The organism is Mesorhizobium sp. B2-5-4 (assembly GCF_006441095.1).
Classification (GTDB): domain Bacteria; phylum Pseudomonadota; class Alphaproteobacteria; order Rhizobiales; family Rhizobiaceae; genus Mesorhizobium; species Mesorhizobium salmacidum.
Genome location: NZ_VFUR01000009.1, coordinates 194664 through 214785 on the forward strand (window position 1 = coordinate 194664; position 20122 = coordinate 214785).

At 62.1% G+C, this 20122-nt stretch carries 16 protein-coding genes and 1 tRNA gene; 5 read left to right on the top strand and 12 right to left on the bottom strand.

Annotated elements, in window-relative coordinates; translation table 11 throughout:
* The first annotated feature begins 364 nt into the window (after positions 1 to 364).
* Positions 365 to 1984 carry a GMC family oxidoreductase N-terminal domain-containing protein gene (locus FJ492_RS14120; RefSeq protein WP_140770470.1) on the top strand — a complete coding sequence of 540 codons (1620 nt, stop codon included), beginning with the start codon at positions 365 to 367 and terminating at the stop codon, positions 1982 to 1984.
* 115 nt (positions 1985 to 2099) lie between these two features.
* Here the strand turns inward: FJ492_RS14120 and FJ492_RS14125 are convergent, their stop codons facing one another.
* From FJ492_RS14125 to FJ492_RS14135, 3 genes are all read right to left on the bottom strand, one after another.
* The gene (locus FJ492_RS14125) at positions 2100 to 2858 is read right to left on the bottom strand and encodes an ABC transporter ATP-binding protein (protein WP_210241538.1); all 759 of its coding nucleotides are present in this window, start codon (positions 2856 to 2858) and stop codon (positions 2100 to 2102) included.
* 122 nt (positions 2859 to 2980) lie between these two features.
* A complete protein-coding gene (locus FJ492_RS14130; protein ID WP_140748272.1) occupies positions 2981 to 3784 on the bottom strand; it encodes an ABC transporter permease in 804 nt (267 codons plus the stop codon).
* A gap of 94 nt (positions 3785 to 3878) precedes the next feature.
* Positions 3879 to 4862 (bottom strand): ABC transporter substrate-binding protein, encoded by a 984-nt coding sequence (locus FJ492_RS14135; protein WP_140713442.1) that lies wholly within the window; start codon positions 4860 to 4862, stop codon positions 3879 to 3881.
* Between the two features lie 460 nt (positions 4863 to 5322).
* On the opposite strand from FJ492_RS14135, the gene FJ492_RS14140 reads away from it, so the two are divergent.
* Entirely contained in the window at positions 5323 to 5739 is a 417-nt protein-coding gene (locus tag FJ492_RS14140; RefSeq protein ID WP_027144822.1) for an HD domain-containing protein, read from the top strand.
* A 245-nt stretch (positions 5740 to 5984) separates the two neighbouring features.
* On the top strand, positions 5985 to 6242 hold the full coding sequence (locus tag FJ492_RS14145; RefSeq protein ID WP_140504669.1) for a hypothetical protein: 258 nt from the start codon (positions 5985 to 5987) through the stop codon (positions 6240 to 6242).
* A gap of 161 nt (positions 6243 to 6403) precedes the next feature.
* Here FJ492_RS14145 and FJ492_RS14150 read toward each other — a convergent pair whose 3' ends face one another.
* The 6 genes from FJ492_RS14150 to FJ492_RS14175 all read right to left on the bottom strand — a co-directional run bounded on the left by FJ492_RS14150 (position 6404) and on the right by FJ492_RS14175 (position 11512).
* Positions 6404 to 6622, bottom strand: coding sequence for a hypothetical protein (locus tag FJ492_RS14150; protein ID WP_140504671.1), 219 nt, complete (start codon positions 6620 to 6622; stop codon positions 6404 to 6406).
* A 145-nt stretch (positions 6623 to 6767) separates the two neighbouring features.
* Positions 6768 to 8117, bottom strand: a complete 1350-nt coding sequence (locus FJ492_RS14155; protein ID WP_181166659.1) for a sorbosone dehydrogenase family protein — start codon at positions 8115 to 8117, stop codon at positions 6768 to 6770.
* Positions 8114 to 8545, bottom strand: a complete 432-nt coding sequence (locus FJ492_RS14160; RefSeq protein WP_051442742.1) for a DUF2231 domain-containing protein — start codon at positions 8543 to 8545, stop codon at positions 8114 to 8116. Before FJ492_RS14160 ends, FJ492_RS14155 begins: the two co-directional genes overlap by 4 nt.
* 473 nt (positions 8546 to 9018) lie before the next feature.
* On the bottom strand, positions 9019 to 9723 hold the full coding sequence (locus tag FJ492_RS14165; RefSeq protein WP_246676029.1) for a Crp/Fnr family transcriptional regulator: 705 nt from the start codon (positions 9721 to 9723) through the stop codon (positions 9019 to 9021).
* 639 nt (positions 9724 to 10362) lie between these two features.
* The gene (locus tag FJ492_RS14170; protein ID WP_246673746.1) at positions 10363 to 11340 is read right to left on the bottom strand and encodes an aldo/keto reductase; all 978 of its coding nucleotides are present in this window, start codon (positions 11338 to 11340) and stop codon (positions 10363 to 10365) included.
* Positions 11341 to 11356: 16 nt separating this feature from the next.
* The gene (locus tag FJ492_RS14175; RefSeq protein WP_140713440.1) at positions 11357 to 11512 is read right to left on the bottom strand and encodes a DUF1127 domain-containing protein; all 156 of its coding nucleotides are present in this window, start codon (positions 11510 to 11512) and stop codon (positions 11357 to 11359) included.
* 235 nt (positions 11513 to 11747) lie between these two features.
* Between FJ492_RS14175 and FJ492_RS14180 the strand changes: the two genes are divergently transcribed.
* The gene (locus FJ492_RS14180) at positions 11748 to 12617 is read left to right on the top strand and encodes a LysR family transcriptional regulator (protein WP_181166660.1); all 870 of its coding nucleotides are present in this window, start codon (positions 11748 to 11750) and stop codon (positions 12615 to 12617) included.
* A gap of 169 nt (positions 12618 to 12786) precedes the next feature.
* Here the strand turns inward: FJ492_RS14180 and FJ492_RS14185 are convergent.
* Both FJ492_RS14185 and FJ492_RS14190 read right to left on the bottom strand, forming a co-directional pair.
* Positions 12787 to 12863 (bottom strand) — tRNA-His (locus FJ492_RS14185).
* 350 nt (positions 12864 to 13213) lie between these two features.
* On the bottom strand, positions 13214 to 13672 hold the full coding sequence (locus tag FJ492_RS14190) for a phasin (RefSeq protein WP_140713436.1): 459 nt from the start codon (positions 13670 to 13672) through the stop codon (positions 13214 to 13216).
* A gap of 247 nt (positions 13673 to 13919) precedes the next feature.
* On the opposite strand from FJ492_RS14190, the gene FJ492_RS14195 reads away from it, so the two are divergent.
* Positions 13920 to 17918: a PAS domain S-box protein gene (locus FJ492_RS14195; protein WP_140770477.1), complete on the top strand. Its 3999-nt coding sequence runs from the start codon at positions 13920 to 13922 to the stop codon at positions 17916 to 17918.
* Positions 17919 to 18158: 240 nt separating this feature from the next.
* Here FJ492_RS14195 and FJ492_RS14200 read toward each other — a convergent pair whose 3' ends face one another.
* The gene (locus FJ492_RS14200; protein ID WP_140770479.1) at positions 18159 to 20117 is read right to left on the bottom strand and encodes an acetoacetate--CoA ligase; all 1959 of its coding nucleotides are present in this window, start codon (positions 20115 to 20117) and stop codon (positions 18159 to 18161) included.
* Positions 20118 to 20122 lie beyond the last annotated feature (5 nt).

Here is a 20122-nt window from a genome sequence, read left to right on the forward strand (position 1 = left end):
GACAGCTCCCGCCGCACGGGATGAAACCGATTTCCGGCGGCTGGCGGATGCAGCCCCGGGTGATCCATTTCACCGTGTTCCAGACAGGCCGCGCGTCATCCGGTCATCTCGTTATTGGCGCTCACAAGTAGCAGCACGTGCCGGTGGGCGCCCATAACGAATCTCCGAAGTCACGCGTAACCATTTCCGAATTTCTCACGCCGATAGACGCATTTACAGTTTCAGCGGTCGGACCCGCAGCGCCGCACGATGTGGCGGGCGAAGCCGGGCATGTGTCGGCACGGAACTGGTTGCGGAACAGGATGCGCTACCGCAGCGGCCCGTTCCGCAATGCCTCGAGCGCCGGCCTCCTCGAGGGGTTGGCATGAAGACCGAGAGCTATGATTACATCGTCGTCGGCGCGGGGTCGGCGGGCTGCGTGGTGGCCAATCGGCTGAGCGCCGATCCATCGGTCAGGGTGTGCCTGATAGAGGCCGGCGGCAGTGATAACAGCCCGCGGGTAAGGGTGCCTGCAGGCATTCTGTCGCTCTATGGCAACCCGAATTACGACTATTGTTTCGTCGGCGTGCCACAGCCCCATCTCAACAACCGCAGCATTCCGGTCAACCGGGGCAAGACGCTGGGCGGATCGAGTTCGATCAACTCGATGGTCTATATTCGCGGCGCCGCGGAGGACTATGACGAATGGGCAGCGCTCGGCTGCGCCGGCTGGGCCTACAGCGACGTGCTGCCTGTGTTCAGGAAGCTGGAGCGCAACCTAATCGCCCAGGACCCGCGCTATCACGGCACGGACGGCGAGCTTATGGTCGACAATCCGCGTGATCCGAACGTGCTCTCCGGGATGTTCGTCAGGGCTGGCGAACGTGCCGGCCTGCCCGCCAACAAAGACTTCAATGCAGAGAGCCAGTTCGGCGTCGGGATCTACAACGTCACGCAGAATCGGGGCGAGCGCTTCAGCAGCTTCACCGCTTTCATGCGTCCGGTCCTCGATCGCAGGAACCTGACGCTGCTCAGCGCATGCGAGGTGATCGAACTTGTCATCGCCGAAGGGCGCGCGACTGGACTGCGCGTGCGCCATGATGGCCAGCAAAAAATATTCGCGGCCAGCCGCGAGATCGTACTCTGCGCCGGGGCCATCAACTCGCCCAAGATCCTGATGGCGTCCGGCATCGGCCCCGCGGACGAGCTGCGGCAAATCGGCATCACGCCGGTTCTCAACCTGCCGGGTGTCGGCAAGAACCTGCAGGACCATGTCGACGGCATGATCACCGTGCGCTCCAGGAGCACCAGGACGCTCGGCCTGTCGCTTGCCAACCTGCCCCGCATCATGGCAGCGCCCGTCCAGTATTTCGCGCGGCGAAAGGGGATGCTCACCACCAATTATGTTGAGGCCGGTGGCTTTGCGAGAACCAGGCATGCGAACGGCCTGCCCGACATTCAGTTCCACTTCGTGCCGGGCTATCGCAGCCATCGCGGCAGGCTCATCGAATATGGCCACGGCTACGCCATTCATACCTGCGTGCTCAGACCGAAAAGCGTGGGTGAGATCAGATTGTCACGGGACAGTTCTCGCCGCGATGTTCTCATCGACCACCGCTTCTTCGCCGATGAAGACGACGCCATGGTGCTTGTCGAAGGTATCAAGATCGCGCGCAAGATCCTCGCCGCATCCGAGTTCGATCCGGTGCGTGGCAAGGAAATGCTTCCGGGCAAGAATATCCGCAGCGACGACGAGATCCTCGCTTATCTGCGCGCCGAAGCGTTGACCGTCTACCACCCCGTCGGGACCTGCAAGATGGGGACGGACGCGATGGCGGTCGTCGATCCGGCGACGCTGAAAGTGCGAGGCGTGGCTGGGCTCCGGGTCGCGGATGCGTCAGTCATGCCGAAGCTGATCGGCGGCAACACGAATGCGCCAAGCATGATGATCGGACAGAAGGCCTCGGAGATGATCCTGGGCTCGGCGCATCACGGCGAAAGGTAGGAATCCGCCCCGCCTTTCGAATGGGTCCGCTCGACGTTTGGTAGCACGCTGTTTTCCCAAAAACCGCTGCAGACCCTCGGGTCGAGCCCGTGGGCATGCGTTTGGGCGACGTGCATCAATGATCCTCGTCGATCTCGTCGTGCAAAAGGCCAAGGATGCGCCGCTTGAGCGCGATGAACTCGGGTTCGAGGATCACGTCCATAGAGCGCGGCCTGGGGATGTCGACCTTGATCTCGGCCTTGATCTTGCCGGGCCTGGCCGTCATCACCAAGACGCGATCGCCCAGGACGAGCGCCTCGTCAATATCGTGGGTAACGAACAGCACCGTCTTTTGCTGCCGCTCCCAGACGCGCAAAAGCAGTTTCTGCATGGTGCCGCGCGTCTGGCTGTCGAGAGCGCCGAAGGGCTCGTCCATCAACAGAACGGCCGGATCGTTGGCAAGGGCGCGTGCGATCGCGACGCGTTGCTTCATGCCGCCGGAAAGCTGGGCGGGGTAGTGGTCGGCAAAGGGCGCGAGGCCGACTTCGTCTAGATACTGGTCGACGATCTGCTTGCGCCGCCCCGCCGGCAGGCCCTTGCGCTTGGGCCCATATTCGATGTTGGCACGCACCGTGAGCCAGGGAAACAAGGTGTAGCTCTGGAACACCATGCCTCTGTCGGGACCGGGTTCGATCACTTCGCGGCCATCGACCTTGATGCTGCCCGAAGTCGCGTCATTGAGGCCGGCCGCAAGGTAGAGCAGGCTGGATTTGCCGCATCCCGAAGGGCCGACGATCACACAGAATTCGTTCTTGGCCACCTTCAGCGACACATCGTCCAGTGCCAGCACGCCGTTGGCGTCGCCGTAACGCAATGTCACGTCCTCGATTGACATCGTCGTGCCGGTCGAGCGCGGATCGCCGGTCGTCGCGGCCGAGCCGGCCAGATCATTCGCCTTGATGGTCTCGCTCATTGCTACCCTTGATCCGACCGCGGTTTGCGAGGTTGCGTTCAACATCAGGATGCCCATGGCGCGACCCTCGCCCGGATAATGCGGAACGCCGTGTCGGTGACAAGGCCCAGAAGCCCAATCGCGGCGATCGCCATGAAAATCACATCGACCTGGAAGCCTCGCATCGCCTTCAGGCTGATATAACCGAGACCGCTGGACGCGGCGACGAGCTCGGCCACGACCAGATAGGTCCAGGCCCAGCCCATGGTGACGCGAAGCGTGTCGAGGATGGCTGGAAGCGCGGCCGGGAAAATGACGTGCCACACGGCTTCGCTGCGCTTGGTGCCCAGAGTGTAGGATGCGTTGACCAGGTCCCTGGACACACTGCGCGCACAGTCGGAAATCATCACCAGCTGCTGGAAAAAGGTGCCGAAGAATATGACCGCTATGCGCTGTTCGATCCCGATGCCGATCCAAAGGATGAACAGGGGCACGAAGGAGGTCACGGGCAGGTAGCGGATGAAATTGACCAACGGCTCCAGCGGCGCCTGCACCACCCGGTATGTCCCCATCCACAATCCCAGCGGCACCGAGATCAGCGAGGAGACGATGAAGCCCAGGATCACCACCTTGGCACTGGTCAAAGTGTGGTAAAAAAGGCTGCCGTCCAGAGACATGCGATAGGTCGTCTGCAGCACGGTTCCAGGCGTCGGCAGGAACATGTTCGGAACGACGCGGCCATAGGACAGCAGGGCCCAGCCGCCGATCACGACCACCCACATCGCCAGCGCGAGTGTTGTTGCCGTGCTGGCTGGAATGTTGGCGAATGGGGTCGTCAGGCGTGTCCACGCTGTCCGCCTTTGTGCCATGGGATGGCCTCCGTTGATGTTCTGAAGCGCGAAGTTCGGGCCTGCCGGGAAATCGGGGGCGGTCCAGGCGGACTGACCCCGGTTTCTCGAAGGCTCACTGTTCCCTGATGAAATCGGTGTCGAGGATGGTTTTCGCGTCGATCGTCATCTTGAGCTTGCCGGCCTTGCCCCAGATGTCCTGCGCGAAGTTCACCAGTTCGGACGCCTCGCTCTTCTGCGGCGTGCCGAAGAATTCCAGGTTACGATCGCGGTCATAATAGCGCACGCCCTTGGCGCCGGCCGCGAAATCCTCGGGCTTTTCGAGATAGCCGCCAATGCCCTTGGCCATGATCTCATAGGCTTTTTCCGGATTGGTCTTGATGTACTCGACCGCCTTGTAATAGCCCTTGACGAGGGCCTTTACGTCCTCGGGATGCTTTTCGATGAGATCGCATTTGAGGGCGATCACATCCACGATCAGGCCAGGGGTGGTCGTCGAATCGATCAGCACCTTTCCCTTGCCGCCCTTGCGGACTTCGGTGAGATGCGGCTCCCAGGTCACGGCGGCGGGAACCTGGCCGGCGATGAAGGCGGTCGCCGCGTCATCGGCGGTCATGTTGGTGATGGTGACGTCGTCCTCGGTCATGCCTTCTTTTTTCAAGAGCACATTGAACCAGAATTCGGAAACGGAGCCCTCGTTCAAGGCCACCTGCTGACCCTTCAGATCCTTGAGCGACTTGATGTCGGGCTGCGTGACGACACCATCACCGCCGTGGCTGTCGTCGAGCGCCAGGACGTATTTGAAACAGAGATCGTCCGAGCGGTACTTCATCAGCTCGTCGACCGTGGAGGCGGCGCCATCGAGATCACCACCGGCGACCGCCGCCATGTAAAGAGCTGATTCTTCTATGACCTTCAGGTCGACATCGACGCCGGCCTCCTTGAAGTAACCAAGGTCGCGGGCAAGAAACAGCGGCCCGTAGCCCACCCAGGTCGTCATGCCAAGACGGATGGCGCCGGCGTTGGCAGGAGCGGCGAGCCCCAGGCCCAGCAAGCCTGCGCCGACCGCGCTCATCAGGCAGTTTCGAAATGTCTTCATTGTTGTGGTTCCCCTATGGCTGTTGCCGGCATCGGCCTCATTCTAGCGGCGTATGCCGGCTCTTGTTTTGGCAGCCGCTCTTGTTTGGGCGTCGCCTCCCAAGCGAGCCTTGCGTGTTCTAAGGTCCGCAAGAGAGCATTCGGGCCGGATCGCAAAAAGAAGTCTTTTTCTGCCCATTGCTTCGTCGAAACCGAAGCGCGATCGATACCCAATCGGCTGCCTGGTTCTGGCCCCTCTTGCCGGTCTATTTCCGCCGGCTCCGTCAACGGAAGCGGCCTCGATGCCATGGCGCTCGGAACCGACGAGCGTCCCGTGCGGGAACTCGCTCCTGCAAAAGGACAGGAACCGACGCCGGCGGCCGGCGTTTTGCTGCCGCATGGACTTGCCGCACCGCGAAACCAGGGAGCGGTATTGGTGCCTGAAGGCTGCGGCTCGCGGGGGCAAGGCGGAGATGGATGCGATGAGTATTTTCTATCGGGCGGCCAAGATTGCGGAGCAGGCCCATGCATCGCAGCACGACAAGACAGGAGGCCCCTATATCGATCATTGCCGTCGGGTGGTCGACGCTGTCGAGACGATGGACCAGAAAGTCGTCGCCTATCTGCACGACGTTCTGGAAAAAGGCGAAGGCTGGAGCCGGACCAGGCTTGAAGAGGCGGGCTTTGGACCGACGATCGCCGCCGCGGTCGACGCCATGACGCGCAGAGACGGCGAGGACTATTTTGCATTCGTGCGGCGGGCTGCATCGAACCCATTGGCGCTGCCGGTAAAACGGGCTGATCTGACCGACAATATCTGGCAATCGCGGCAGATCGGAGCACCCACGGCCAAATACGAAGAGGCGTTGCGCATTCTTGATGACGAGTTCACCAGGTGACAGGCGCCCGGATGCTGACGGCAATTGAGCCATGGTGTGCGGCATGCGCCGATGCCGTAGCCCGCGATTTCGGGCAAGACGTGTGGATTACGCGAGCCAGCCGGTTCGGTTATTTTCGTACAAATGTTTTATCGTGACACGCCGGGCGGGTGGTTTTATGAATCTGGAGATCGATCCGCGTCCGGCATGCCTTCTGGCGCAATGCCTGATCGCCTTCGGGGCGCTTCGAGACCAAGGTGACGCCCATGCGGGAATTGCCGAAAGACATTGACGCCGATGTGGTGATCGAAATCAGCAGATTGCTGGACGACAGCGCGCTTTTCGTGCCTGTCCGGGTTCATGAACTCACAGCAAGGGTAAGGCAGAAAGTGAAGACGGGTTTGCCGGATCGTTCGATCGAAGAGCTGATCGTGGAAATGGCCTCCTTGCGTCGGTTGGCCATGGCCTTTGAGTTGCCCGGATCGGAGAATGTGGTGGAAATTCCACAGCGGCTCCTACGCTGACCGATCAAGGTCACGCGCTTCGTTCGGCAGTCAGGATAAGCGATGCCCGAACACCTGGGCGCCCGCGTCATTGCACACCTTTGATTTTGACCAAATCGCGATCCGGTATTTCGTCGCGAGCGACATCCATCAATAACGAACCTAGATGAGCAGCCTTGGGCTCAATTTGCGGTACTGCCCTCGTCAAAAAGCTGAATGCCCCGCACAGCAGCTTTCTTGGTGATCAAGCCTTTCAGATCGGCATCCGATCGCTCTGTGCCGGTCCGCTTCCGCAGGATCGCTATGGCGGCTTGCATCGACGGGAAAGGGCTGTCCTGCAACTCATCGAGAATGGCGTCCACCGACGTGGCGACATTGGTCGGTTCGGGATTTGTCGACATGGCCGTTCGTCCGTCCGACTCGCCGCCCATATCGGCGTGGCAGGTATTTAGAAGCGCTTGATTTGATGGCTTTTCACTGTACGATTTTTACCAAGTCGTGCCAAGATCATCACGCGCCTTGCCTGCGCATACGATCCGAAAACGGCTACCGAGGTGCGGCAGTCACGCGCCAGACGGTGTTTCCAACATCGTCCGCAATCAACAAAGCACCGGCCTTGTCGACAGCAACGCCTACGGGCCGCCCATGTGCCTTGTTGTCATTGTCAAGGAAACCGGTGACGACGTCCTGAGGCTTGCCGTCGGGATGACCTCCATTGAACGGTATGAAAACGACCTTGTAGCCGTTGAAGCGCTTTCGGTTCCAGCTGCCATGTTCGCCGACAAACGCGCCGTTGCGATAGGATTCGGGCAGATTGGTGCCGGTGTAAAATGCCAGGCCCAGGGGCGCGACATGAGAACTCAGTGCATAGTCCGGGGGGATCGCCTTGGCGACCAGGTCCGGCCGCCGCGGCATCACCCGCGGATCGACATGCTGACCATAGTAGCTGTATGGCCAGCCATAAAACGCGCCGTCCTTGACCGAAGTCATGTAGTCGGGAACCAGATTGGGACCGAGTTCGTCGCGCTCGTTGATAACGGCCCAAAGGGCTCCGCTCTGCGGCTCCCAGCTCAAACCGTTGGGATTGCGCAGCCCGCTTGCGAAAATGCGCGAACGGCCTGTCGCCCTGTCGACCTCCCAGATGGCGGCGCGGTCCTTCTCCGCCTGGATGCCGTTCTCCGTGATGTTGCTGTTGGAGCCGACCCCGACATAAAGCAGCGATCCGTCCGGGCTGGCGACGAGAGACTTGGTCCAGTGGTGATCGATCGGACCGCCGGGCAGCGGCGTAAGCACGGTGCCAGGGGCGGTGATCTTGGTATCGCCTGGCGTGTAGGGATAGCGCACGATGGCATCCGTGTTGGCCACATAGAGGTCGTTGCCGACCAGAGCCACGCCGAAGGGCGAATTGAGATGGTCGAGGAAGACGTTCTGGAGATCGGGCACACCATCGCCGTTCGTATCGCGCAGCAAGGTTATGCGGTTGCTTCCCTCGGTGCCGCCGCCTGACGTCGCCATGGACTCGATCCAGCCCATGATCAGGTCCTTCGGGCGTTTGATAGCGGCGCCGGGCGGCGCCACGGACTCGACCACCAGAACGTCACCGTTCGGCAAGGTGTAGAGCGAGCGAGGATGCTTCAATCCCTTGGCGAATGCCTGGATCTGCAAACCCTTCGCAACCGTTGGTTTCTCGTCCTGTTTCCAGCCAATGATCGAAGCGACATGCATCGGCGGAACAAGATATTGCGTCGGTTCAGGCAGTGTCGGGTTCGGCCCGACCTGGCCGCTTGGGTCTGGGTCGTCGTCGCTACAGGCCGGCAATGCCAGAAGCGATCCGCACAGCAGACCTAACCCCACGGCACGCCGGATGTGTCTGTCGGAAACGTGCATGGCGCTCATTCGACCACCTCCCCGGGAGCGCGGCCCGTGCTCCATCGCAGCAGCCACACGAGAAGCAAGACGATCACGGCCGCTGCGGAGAGGATGAGCCCCGTCGGCACAACCGACGTCCAGGCATCACGGCTGTGCACCAGCGCGTTGAAGAACGAAAGGACAAGAACTACCAGGCTGCCGAGCAGATAGACCCAGCGCACTGGGAACATTCGACCGGTGAAGAGATCAACAAGGGCCGCAATCACCGCAAGCGCTCCCATCACCAGACCGGCTAACAACAGCCATGCGGAAAAATCGGTCCACATCATCTCCGCGGTCCGCCAATAGGCGAGGTCGGTCAGCAGCGTGCCGATGAAACAGGCATTGGCGATCGCCATTGGCGCCCGATAGATCGGGCGCCTGGTGACCACCGGCATCGATCGGGAATTGACCATGGATTTCTCCGCCCTGCTCCAGATAGCATCTGGGGCTCCAAACAAACCTGGAGTTGAGATGTTCCGGGAACAGTTTGCGTTCAAGGACTTGTGATTGCCTGACCGGTGTCGGCTATGAGCAGCGCCGGCGAGGTGCCGGCATGCGAAGGGACTACGGCTAACGTCGGCAACGTGACGGGGTAACGGCGCTCGGCCAGCGGCGGGAAGTTATGTTCTATCCCGAGAGTGCGATCCGCCAGGCTTGCGTGGCACTCCATCGGCGCAAGACAAAGTTCAGCTTCGTACGTTTCTTACCAACAATTTGACCTTTGTTGTCGACCATCCCTTGATCACTAGATTGGCTAGGCGGCATCCCCATGCCGCAATGGCCGACGCGAGCTTAGGCAATGTGCCGTCAAACCGGCATTATCGCGTCGGCCATTCCCGCACTTCCGGCCCACAATCCGGCCTACCAACCCCGGCAATGGTGGCGGTCAGGTGGGCGGACGATCCTGCCTAGAAGGGTTCTTTGAACCGAGATCTCCGACCAGCCGACGGTATTGCAGTTCGGGAGCGCCGTAAGAGTCCCGTGCCAGCGTCATGAGACCTTTCCGATCGCGGATCGTGATTTCGCCGCGGCGGGCTCGGATGTAGCCATGGCTCTCGATTGTCTGAAGCCCCACGGTAACCCCGGGGCGCCTGACGCCCAGCATGACGGAAAGGAACTCGTGGGTTATCATAAGCCTGTCACCCACGGTCCGGTCGCTGCACATCAGAAGCCATCTCGCCAGCCGGACCTCAAGGCTGTGCCGCGCGTTGATCGACGCGGTGTAGCTCGTCTGGATGTGGAGATACTGGACGTAGCGCAACAGGAACGGCCGTAAGGTAGGGCTGTCTTCCAAGGCTTCGACGAATGGCCCAGCGCTCATCCGCAGCGCTTCGCTCGTCGACTGGACGTAACAATCGAAGCTTGCCAGCTCGTCGCCCATGATCAGCGCCGAACCGGTCATGCCCTCAAAGCCGATTATTCCCACTTCTGCTTCCGCCGTCGCCGAAGCCTTGGCCACAACCGATGCGATGCCACTCTCCAAGAAATAGACCGCCTCGATCTTTTGGCCTTCGTTCTCCAACGGTGAGCGCAACTCCAGGAAAACACTCTTGAGATGTGGCCGCAGCCGCTCGAAATCGTCCGCGCTCATCCGGCGCAACAACTCGCTCCTGGCCTGCAGAACCTTGTGATCCACGAGATGCTCTCCACTTGGGCAAGAGCACTAGGATCTCTCGGCCGGCCGCGCCCCTCGAACGACGGTGGCAAAACATAGACTGTCCCACCCGGCCAGCACTAGGCGGGCGGGCGTGTCGGTATGAAACCGACAGTAGCTGCTGTGGACAAATCGCAGGTTTCGTCGGCTATCGATCCTTCGCCAGAAGGCGAGCTTCCCTGAGGATCGAGGAGCGGTCGAACCCTATCAACGATACTATGTCACGTATCTGCTGTTCGGTAGCGCCCGATTCCCGGGCAAGTGTACGCACGGCTTCGGCCGCTAGACCGGGGCGCTCAGGGTCTTTCGCCATGACATCCTAGCCTCACCCTGGGCAGGAGTGCGATGGTCGCTCCCAAGCGTCAATGCCCATACTGTGCTGCTGACGACCCCCTTTTTGTACGCCTTCGGACTGAACTTGGCGAATCAATTCGAACCGAGCCCGTTCTGGCGGTTTAACCGTGCCTGGTTGTCTTCGCCCAGAAGCTCTTTGCAGATGACATTCGCCGATTTTCAATCGGCATCAGCTCGGTGTGCAGTTCTGCTCCGAGGTGACGCGAATTTCGGACTGCAATGTCAGCCGGTCTCGGCAATATTCAGCACGGCGTCGATCTCGGCCATCACTGCTGCCGGCAGTGGCCCTTTTTCCAGCGCACCGAGATTGTCCTCGACCTGCTCGGGCCGCGTGAAACCGGGAACCGGCAAGGCAATTGCCGACTTGGCGAGGATCCAGCCGAGCGCGCCCTGGGCAAGCGTGCGTCCGCCCGAGGTGAGCAAGTCGCGGATTGCCGCGAGCCTTGACAGATAGTGCGGGTTGGCGGCGCCATCCCTGAAAAACACCATCCATTCGGCATTCCCGCCGCGCACGTCATCGGCGGGCAGCTTCATGGCCGGCGTGTATTTGCCGGTGAGCAGCCCCATTGCCAGGGGCAGCCGGCTGAACGAGACGAGGTCCTCGCGCGCCGCAACGGCCATCAGCTCGTTTGCCGGGGTAAATACATTGAAGTCATTCTCCACAGCCACGAAACCCTCGCGCGGCGCGTAGGCGGCAAGCCGTTCGTGGTGATCGGTGCTCCAGCCGAAGCCGCCGATCTTGCCCTCCTGGTGCAGCAGGCCGAGCGTATCGAACACCTCGCCGGCGCGCTCGATCGGGTACTCGTTGATGTGCAGCAGCGCGACGTCGATACAATCGCGCTTCACCCGCTGCCGCGAATTGTCGATCGAAGTCCGGATCGCCGCGGCAGAGGCATCCTCGGGAGCGATCTTGCGCGTTTCGGGATCGCCGAAATAGCCGACCTTGGTGACGATGACCGCTTCGTCCTTGCCCTTCAACGCCCGCCCAAGGATCAGCTCGGCATTGCCGGCGCCGTAGGCGGCAGCCGTGTCGAACACCCGCGCGCCGATGTCATAGGCCATCGCCAACGCGGCTTGCGACCTGACGTCGTCGACCTCGCCATAGATGGTCGCCGTGTCATGCCAGCGCGCCGCGCCACCCGCCGCCCAGGTGCCGATGCCGATGCGCGGTACGCCATCCCAAAGCTTCATCATCTGCATGCCCGCCTCCATTGGCTCAACGACGCAGGCCGGCGTAGCGGGCACGCTCGCGGATTTCTTCGCGAGAAATGCCGGCATCCGCCAGCGTGCTGTCAGGGACATGCCGCAAGCTCGCAAGCGTCTGGCGATAGGCAAGCCAGCGGGCGAAGCGGTGTCGAAATTCATGCAACATGATCGTCTCCTTTGGCGCGCGGAATATCCCTCGCGCGTGGTTGATCGAAAGCGCAAAGCATCCGCGCCAAGCGCCTGCGCGATCGAAAGGGTTGCGCTGGCTTCTTGGCCAGCCGAGGCGCTTCTCACTGTTCCGCCAGGCAGGATTGTCCAACACTTCCAATGCCCACATACTTGCGTGCGACGCCCGCTTCGCGCTACAGCCACGGTCGCAAGGAGTTTTTCATTTCTGCAAAATGGATATCGGCTGGGACGATCTGAGGTTATTTCTAGACGTTGCGCGGCTTGGTGGCTTGAGCGCGGCGACGGCAACCACGCGCCTCAGCGCGGCCACCCTTGGACGACGCGTCACCGCGCTCGAAAAGCAGATCGGCGAACCGCTGTTCGTGCGTCAGCAGACCGGCTACCGGCTGACCCCGGTCGGTGAAGAACTGCTGCGGCGCGCCGAAGATGTCGAGGCAGCGATGCAGTCGCTGACCCGCTGGCGGGAGGGAAGCCTGCCTGACCGCATTGTCCGCGTCTCGGCCGGGCCATGGACCTCGGCCTTCGTTTGCGCCCATATCGGCGATATCTGGACGGTCGATGACGGCATAAGGGTGGAGTTCGTCACCACCACAGACAGGGTCGACATCGGACGCCGTGCCGCCGACATCGGCATCCGCAGCGAGCGCCCGACCGAACAGTGGTTGGCCGGCCGTCAGAGCGGCAAGGTCGCCCACGCCATTTATTCCGGACGCCAGCTGATCAACGGCATCGCCGCCGGCTTGTTTGTCGGCGTCACCGGCGAAGGAGCAAACATTGCTTCGGCGCGCTGGCTGCAAGCCCATCATGGCGACCGCATCGCCGTGCGCGGCAACAACAGCCATTCGGTACGCGAACTGGTGGCCGCCGGCGCCGGCCTTTCGATTTTTCCGTGCTTCGTGGGTGACAGCGATCCGCGGCTGGTTCGCGTCGCTCAGCCTATCGCCGAACTCGAAACCGACCAATGGATCGTTACCCATCACGAGGAACGTCACTCCCCGCCGGTACGAAAAGTCGCCGACCGGATTACCGCCTTGATGCGGGCGCACCAGCCGCTGTTTCGCGGCAAGACGCCGATCCGGTAAGGCCAGCACGATGCCTCGGCCGCAGGAAGCCGTCAGAGTCTTGCGCTTCGCGATGTCTTCCCAGGCGTCATTTGCAGCACAATAGACAGCACAAAATGCGCGATCGCGTGGGATTTCGACATACGCGGCCGGGTTAGACAGTAAATTCAACTAATTAACGGAAACCCGATGGTACCGTTGGCTGGGATCGAACCAGCGACCTCCGGATCCACAATCCGGCGCTCTAACCATCTGAGCTACAACGGCACGTCTTAACGTTGGTAGCGGGATCGAGGTGGAAGGTTCATTCTCCGCGATCCGCTCTGTCGTTCGGCGATGCGTCCTTACGGGCTTATGAATTCTAATTCAAGGCTTTTGCAAAGCAAAGGCCACTTCCCCACAGCGGTGCACCTTTCGCCGGGCAAAGAAAAAGGCCGGCGGGAGGAGGTGCCGGCCTTTTCCTGTTACGAGCCAGCGGGAGGAGGTGCTGGCTGGTCACCCCGGAGGTGAAGGGAGGAGGTTCCACCCGCCGGGTATTCGCTTGACCGTCACTATCTCACATCTATTTGTCCGACAAAATGCGACCTTTTGTTGCATCCGCGGACGATGCGCAATTATTAGGCGGCCTTGATTTCCTTGATCGCCTTCTCGAAGGCGGTCTTGATCGGCTTCGAGACATCCTCGGCCGCCTTGGAGGCAACAGCCTGGAAGTCCTTGGCCTGCTCGACGGTCAGCTCGACGCGCTTGCGCAGGAAGGCGGTCTGCAGCTCGACGACTTCCGACAGCGACTTGGCGCCGATCAGGGCTTCGAGATGCGAGAAGCCGGCCTCGGCGTTGGCGCGCAGCGCCGCGATGGTCTTGAGCGACAGATCGCTGGAAACAGTCTTGGCGGTTTCATAGCTCGACTCCAGGGCCTTCTGGGTCTCCTCGGCGCCGGTCTTGAGCTTGGCGTAGGCCTCTTTCGACTGCTCAACGCCCTTTTCGGCGAAAGCGCGCATCTGGTCGGTGGCCTTGGAAGCGTCGAAGCTCGGGAATTCAACGTTTTCGATGGTCTCGGCAGTCTTGGTCCTGGACATTTTCCATCCTTTCAGCGGCAGCGGCTTTGACAGAAAGCCGTCTCGTTCATGTATGATGGCAATATAAAGGCAATTTTTGTGCATTGCAATATCATTGTTGCAGTGCACAAAAAAATATTTTCGGCCGTTAACCAAACAGCCAAAATTCAGCCTTTGCACGTTCTGGCTTGTGGACCTTCTTGGCTGCGGCTTTTATTAACAAAGCGTTAACTGCAAATTCGCCGCTCCGTGAGGGTTCGCCAAGCGCATGCCGTCCGAATATTCCTTCCTTGACGTCGCCGTACTCGACGCGGTCCGCCAGCGGTTTGCCGCCGGCGACGCGATCGCGATCCTGTCGGTGGACCTCGAGCAGGTGATCTGGGCCAATGGGCCGGGCGCCGCCATGTTCGGTTATCCCGATATCGAAGCGATCATCGGCGCCTCGGCGCGGCTGCCGCTGATCGCGCGCCGTCAGATCATGGCGACCAGCAGTTTCCCGCAGATCGGCAGCGATCGCTCGATCACGGTGCGCCTGGCGACCGGCGTGACCAGCCGCGCCGTCGGCTTTCTTGCCAGTGCCGTGACGCTGCCCGATGGCGAGAATGCCATCATGCTGGCCGTGCCGGCGGCGCAGACCGGCTCGCGCAGTGCGGCCGAGATCGCCAGCCGGGCGATCAGTGGCTTGACCGAAGACGGCCATTTCATTGCCTTCATCGATGCCAAGGGCAATATCGAGTCCGCCTCGGAGGGATTTTCGGCGCTGGGCATCCAGCCCGCGACACTGGCGGCCCTGGTGGCCGACGTTGCGGCAGAGGGCGAGCGCATCGTCAAGCGCCTCGTTCCGGGCGGCAGGACCTCCTACCCGGCGGGCCTCGCCCGGCTGACGCCGGAGCGGCATCTATTGGTGGTGATCGACGAGGATCAACTGGAGGACAGCGCATCTGGCGCGGCGGCTTCGGCGGACGGCTTGCCCGCGGCAACGGAAAACCCTGCCAAGGAGATTGGCGGCACAATGGAGGCGGCGGAAACCGCCGCTGTAGAATCCGGGTCTCGGCAGGACAAGCAGCCGACAGCCGATGTTTCGCGGACAGAGGTGGTCGAACAGCCGACGGCGGCCAAAATGGAACAGGAGCCCGCCCCTTCCGAGCCCGTCGCTGGCGATATGCCGAAACGGGCAAAGCCGGAGATCGAGGAGCCGGCCGCGCCGGCACCGGTCGCCGCCGACAATGACCAACCGGCGGGCACGCCGGCACAGCACGATCATTGGTATTTCAATGCCGGAGAAGACGACGCGGAACCGAAAAGCGTGGCCGAGGCGGCCGGCACCGAGGCTTCGGCGGACAGCGTGAAGCAGGACGAGGTCGCCTCCCCGGCAGCTCCGACTACAGCTTCGGCCACCCGGACGATAGACCGCTCGGCGGCACCGATACGTTTTGTCTGGCGTACCGACGCCGAGGGCAAGTTCAGCGCGCTGTCACCGGAATTCGCCGATGTCGTCGGTCATCCGGCCGCCGACGTGATCGGCCGACGCTTCAGGGATGTCGCGGCGGCTTTCGGCCTTGATGCGTCCGGCGAGATCGCCGGCCTGCTGGAGCGGCGCGACACCTGGTCCGGCCGCTCGGTGCTGTGGCCCGTCGTCGGCACCGACCTGAAGGTCCCGGTCGACCTGGCGGCATTGCCCGTCTATGGCCGCAACCGCGCCTTCGAAGGCTTCCGCGGCTTCGGCGTCGCGCGAACCGGGGATGCGGTCGTCGATCCGGAAGCGATCGGCATGGCATTGGTGCCCAATGGCGAGATGCCGGCGGCACAGAAACCGGAGGCCGTGGAGACACTGCCTGAGGAGCCGAAGGCTGAAGAGCCAAAGGCATCGGATCCGTTCAAGGGCGAAGTGCCGGCTCTGACGATAGTACCCAAACCGGAGCGGCGCTTCGCCGACAAGGTCATCCGGCTGGCGGAACACCGGCAGCCGGCCAACGACAAGGGGCTGTCAACGCTGGAGCGCAGCGCGTTCCGCGAGATCGGCGAGCGTCTGAAGAAAGAAAGTTCCACGGCAGAGCCGCCGGCGGCCAAACCAGCCGAGCCGGCAAGGCAAGCGGAACCAGGTGCCGGAACAGGCTCTTTGCCGGAGCCGCACGACGCGACCAAACCCGCGACCGATACGAAACCGCCGGTGGACATCGCCACCCCGGATGTCGAGCCAACAAATTCGACCCAGGAACCAGTGACCGGCCCGGCGCATGAGATGGCAGCGCCCGATGCTGAAGACGAGCCGGGTGCGGGCGAACCTTCCCCGGGCGATGCCGAGGATCAGAGGGATCTGGCGCGGCTCGACGGTGCGCAGCCGGACCAGGTCGAACAACAGGCGCCGAGCTCCGAATCCCCGCCGCCGAGGGCTTCGGGCTCCCTGCTCGACTATGCCGATAAGGAGGACGAGCCTCCCCATGCCGCCGACGGCAGCGACGAGGCGTCAGCGCCCGAGGCACAGGAGATAATCGGGGATGGCGAGGCGGCAGCGCAGGCAGGACCTGCCAAGGCACCGCCGGCCGATGACGACAGCATGACGTCAGACGATTTTCGCGACGCCGAGGACGATGAGGACTGGGCCGGCGAGCAAGCGACTGCATCCGGCGAGGAAACGATTGCGACCACCGGCGGAACCGGCGGCAGGCATGAGGCGACCGAGACATTTGCCGAGCGGCCGCGCCTGCAGGTGCCGCCGCTCAAAACCGAAGGGTTCATGCCGTCGGCTTTTTCCGCCGGCACCGAAAACAAGACGCCGGATACATCGCTGCTCGGCAAGCTGCCGGTGCCGCTCATCATCCATTCGGGCGACCAGTTGCACTATGCAAACGAGGAATTCCTCGACCTGACCGGGTACGCGACACTGGAGGACCTGGAGGATGCGGGCGGCCTCGGCGCTCTGTTCGCCGACCCTTATGCCGATGACGACGCCTCCGATGGCAGCGACCGGGCGCTGCGGCTGAAGACGCGCGATGGACAGGAATTCCCTATCGACGCCATCCTGCGCTCCGTGCCCTGGCGCGACGGCAAGGCCCTGATGCTGGTCGTGCGCCGCTCCGGCGAGGATGATGCGCCTGTGGCCCTGCACGTGATCGGCGAGGAGCCAACGCAGCCCGACATTTCAGAGCTCAAGGCACGCATCGCCGAGATGCGCACCATCATTGACACCGCCACAGACGGGGTGGTGCTGATCGGCAGCGACGGCACCATCCGTTCGATCAGCCGCCCGGCCGAAGCGCTGTTCGGTTTCGACAGCGACGAGGTGACCGGCAAGCCGTTCGCCTCGCTGTTTGCGATCGAGAGCCAGCGCGCGGCGCGCGACTATCTCACCGGCCTGTTGGAGCCTGGCGTGGCGAGCGTCTTGAATGATGGCCGCGAGGTGATCGGCCGCGAAGCACAGGGGCGCTTCATCCCGCTGTTCATGACCATCGGCCGGCTGCCCAACGACAGCGGCTTCTGCGCCGTGGTGCGCGACATCACGCAATGGAAGCGAGCCGAGGAGGACCTCACCCAGGCGCGTGCGGTGGCCGAACGCGCTTCCTCGCAGAAGACCGATTTCCTCGCCCGCATCAGCCACGAGATTCGCACGCCGCTCAACGCCATCATCGGTTTTTCCGAACTGATGGTCGACGAGAAGTTCGGGCCGGTCGCCAATGACCGCTACCGCGACTATCTGCGCGACATCAACCGCTCGGGCAACCACGTGCTCGATCTGGTCAATGACCTCCTGGACATCTCGAAGATCGAGGCCGGCCAGCAGGAAATGGCTTATGAGGCGGTGTCGCTCAACGATACGCTGGCCGAAACCGTGGCGATGATGCAGCCGCAGGCCAACCGCGAACGGGTCATCATCCGCTCCAGCTTCGCCTCGCGGCTGCCGGAAGTGGTGGCCGACCTGCGCAGCGTGCGCCAGATCGCGCTCAACATCCTGTCCAACGCCGTCCGCTATACCCAGGCCGGCGGCCAGGTGATCGTCTCGACCGCCTACGAGACCTCGGGCGATGTCGTCATGCGGGTGCGTGACACCGGCATCGGCATGAGCCAGTCCGAGATCGAGCAGGCGCTGAAGCCATTCAAGCAAATCAACGCCCTGAAGCGCGGGCGCGGCGACGGCACCGGCCTTGGCCTGCCGCTGACCAAGGCGATGGTGGAAGCCAACCGTGCCCGCTTCACCATCAATTCGACGCCCGGCGAAGGCACGCTGGTGGAGGTTGCGTTCCCCTCGACCCGGGTGCTGGCGGAATAACAAGCCCAAAAGAAAAGGCGTCCAAAGGACGCCTTAAGAGATGAGATTGCTGTCACAACGGGGGCTTGAGCTGAATTCAGATCCTCGGGGGCTGAGGAACGGGATTTCTCCCTCAAGTTACATCCGACTATCGACGCCGGGCCTTAACAAGTCCTTACCGGGTCGCCAAAAAATTTACGAATGTGTACCACTCGTGAAATCTAGGTAAATTCGCGCGACATATTTCGTTAACCATGCCGGTCACTCGGCGAGTTGCGGCAGGTTCCTGAACAGTTCCAGCGCTTCCGGGTTGGCGAGCGCTTCCCTATTTTTGATGGCACGGCCGTGCACGACGTCGCGCACGGCGAGTTCGGTGATCTTGCCCGACTTGGTGCGGGGGATATCCGATACGGCGACGATTCTGGCCGGAACGTGGCGAGGGCTGGCGCCGCTGCGTATCTTGGCGCGGATGCGTTTTTCCAGGTCTTCGTCCAATTGGACACCCGCGGCCAGCCGCACGAACAGCACGACGCGCACGTCATTGTCGAAATCCTGGCCGATGCACAGCGCTTCCAGGATTTCCGGCATCTGTTCGACCTGATTGTAGATTTCCGCCGTGCCGATGCGCACGCCACCTGGATTGAGCGTCGCGTCCGAGCGGCCGTGGATGACCATGCCACCATGATCGGTCCATTCGGCGAAATCGCCATGACACCAGACATTGTCGAAACGCTCGAAATAGGCCGCCTGGTATTTCTTGCCGTCGGGATCGTTCCAGAAGCCGATCGGCATGGACGGGAAAGCCCTGGTGCAAACCAGTTCTCCCTTCTCCTGCCTGACCGGCTTGCCGTCATCGTCCCAGACATCGACGGCGAGGCCGAGGCCCGGCCCCTGTATCTCCCCGGTCCAGACCGGCTCGATCGGCACGCCGAGGACGAAGCAGGAGACGATGTCCGTGCCTCCGGAAACCGAGGCCAGATGCACGTCCTTCTTGATGCCGTCATAGACGAAGCGGAAATCCTCGGGGGAAAGCGGCGACCCGGTGGAGGAGATGGCGCGCACCGTCGACAGATCATGGCTGCGGATCGGCTTGAGGCCGGCCTTGCGCACGGAATCGATGAACTTGGCCGACGTGCCGAAGAAGGTCATCTTCTCGGCATCGGCGAAATCGAACAGCACGTTGCCGTCGGGGTGGAAGGGAGAGCCGTCATAAAGCAGCAGCGTGGCGCCGGAGGCCAGACCCGATACCAGCCAGTTCCACATCATCCAGCCGCAGGTCGTGAAATAGAAGAAGCGGTCGCCGTCGCCGAGGCCGGCATGCAGCCGGTGTTCCTTGACATGCTGGATCAGCGTGCCGCCGGCCGAATGGACGATGCATTTGGGAATGCCGGTGGTGCCGGACGAAAACAGGATGTAGAGCGGATGCGAAAATGGCAGCCGCTCGAAGATGACGGGTTTGACGGCGAAGGGCGACAGCGCCTCCTCCATCGCCACCGCCTTGTCGATGGTATCAGCAACATCGGCGGAGGTGCCGAGATAGTCGACGAGCAGGACCTTGCGGACGCTGCCGAGCTTGGCCGCGACCGCCTTGACCTTGTCGGCGACCTCGATCGCCTTGCCATTGTACCAATAGCCGTCTGGCGCGATGAAGATGACAGGTTCGATCTGGCCGAACCGGTCGAGCACGCCCTGCTCGCCGAAATCGGGAGAACAGGATGACCACACCGCACCGATCGAGGCGGCGGCCAGCATGGCGGCGACGGCTTCGGGCATGTTGGGTATCATCGCAGCGATACGGTCACCCTTCTTCACCTTGAGCGACAGGAAGAGCTGCTGCAGGCGCGAGACCAGGCCGTGCAGTTCGTTCCACGACAGCCGCCTCTCGACCTTGTCCTCGCCGCGGAAGACGATTGCCTCGCCGGCACCGGTTTTTTTCAGAAGGTTCTCGGCGAAATTCAGCGACGCGTCGGAGAAGAAAGAAGCGCCGGGCATCTTCTCGCCATCGAGCAGCAGTCGTTCGCCCTTGTCGCCTTCAAGACCGCAGAAATCCCAGACAAGATCCCAGAAAGATTCCCGGTTCTCGACCGACCAGCGGTGAAGGTCGGCGTAGGATGAAAATGGACTGCCGGTATTCGCTGCCGCAACCTTCATGAAGACGGTCAAGGGCGAGGCATCGATCCGGTCTTGCGTCGGGGTCCAGAGCGGTACTTCGCCAGCCATGATCG

Coding starts and splice junctions, on each gene's coding strand:
- FJ492_RS14160 (WP_051442742.1), bottom strand. CDS start 8,545: ATGGTCAATTCCCGATCGATGCCGGTGGTCACCAGGCGCCCGATCTAT.
- FJ492_RS14195 (WP_140770477.1), top strand. CDS start 13,920: ATGCCGTCCGAATATTCCTTCCTTGACGTCGCCGTACTCGACGCGGTC.
- FJ492_RS14130 (WP_140748272.1), bottom strand. CDS start 3,784: ATGGCACAAAGGCGGACAGCGTGGACACGCCTGACGACCCCATTCGCC.
- FJ492_RS14190 (WP_140713436.1), bottom strand. CDS start 13,672: ATGTCCAGGACCAAGACTGCCGAGACCATCGAAAACGTTGAATTCCCG.
- FJ492_RS14125 (WP_210241538.1), bottom strand. CDS start 2,858: ATGTCAATCGAGGACGTGACATTGCGTTACGGCGACGCCAACGGCGTG.
- FJ492_RS14145 (WP_140504669.1), top strand. CDS start 5,985: ATGCGGGAATTGCCGAAAGACATTGACGCCGATGTGGTGATCGAAATC.
- FJ492_RS14150 (WP_140504671.1), bottom strand. CDS start 6,622: ATGTCGACAAATCCCGAACCGACCAATGTCGCCACGTCGGTGGACGCC.
- FJ492_RS14140 (WP_027144822.1), top strand. CDS start 5,323: ATGAGTATTTTCTATCGGGCGGCCAAGATTGCGGAGCAGGCCCATGCA.
- FJ492_RS14200 (WP_140770479.1), bottom strand. CDS start 20,117: ATGGCTGGCGAAGTACCGCTCTGGACCCCGACGCAAGACCGGATCGAT.
- FJ492_RS14165 (WP_246676029.1), bottom strand. CDS start 9,723: ATGAGCGCGGACGATTTCGAGCGGCTGCGGCCACATCTCAAGAGTGTT.
- FJ492_RS14175 (WP_140713440.1), bottom strand. CDS start 11,512: ATGTTGCATGAATTTCGACACCGCTTCGCCCGCTGGCTTGCCTATCGC.
- FJ492_RS14135 (WP_140713442.1), bottom strand. CDS start 4,862: ATGAAGACATTTCGAAACTGCCTGATGAGCGCGGTCGGCGCAGGCTTG.
- FJ492_RS14155 (WP_181166659.1), bottom strand. CDS start 8,117: ATGAGCGCCATGCACGTTTCCGACAGACACATCCGGCGTGCCGTGGGG.
- FJ492_RS14180 (WP_181166660.1), top strand. CDS start 11,748: ATGGATATCGGCTGGGACGATCTGAGGTTATTTCTAGACGTTGCGCGG.
- FJ492_RS14120 (WP_140770470.1), top strand. CDS start 365: ATGAAGACCGAGAGCTATGATTACATCGTCGTCGGCGCGGGGTCGGCG.
- FJ492_RS14170 (WP_246673746.1), bottom strand. CDS start 11,340: ATGCAGATGATGAAGCTTTGGGATGGCGTACCGCGCATCGGCATCGGC.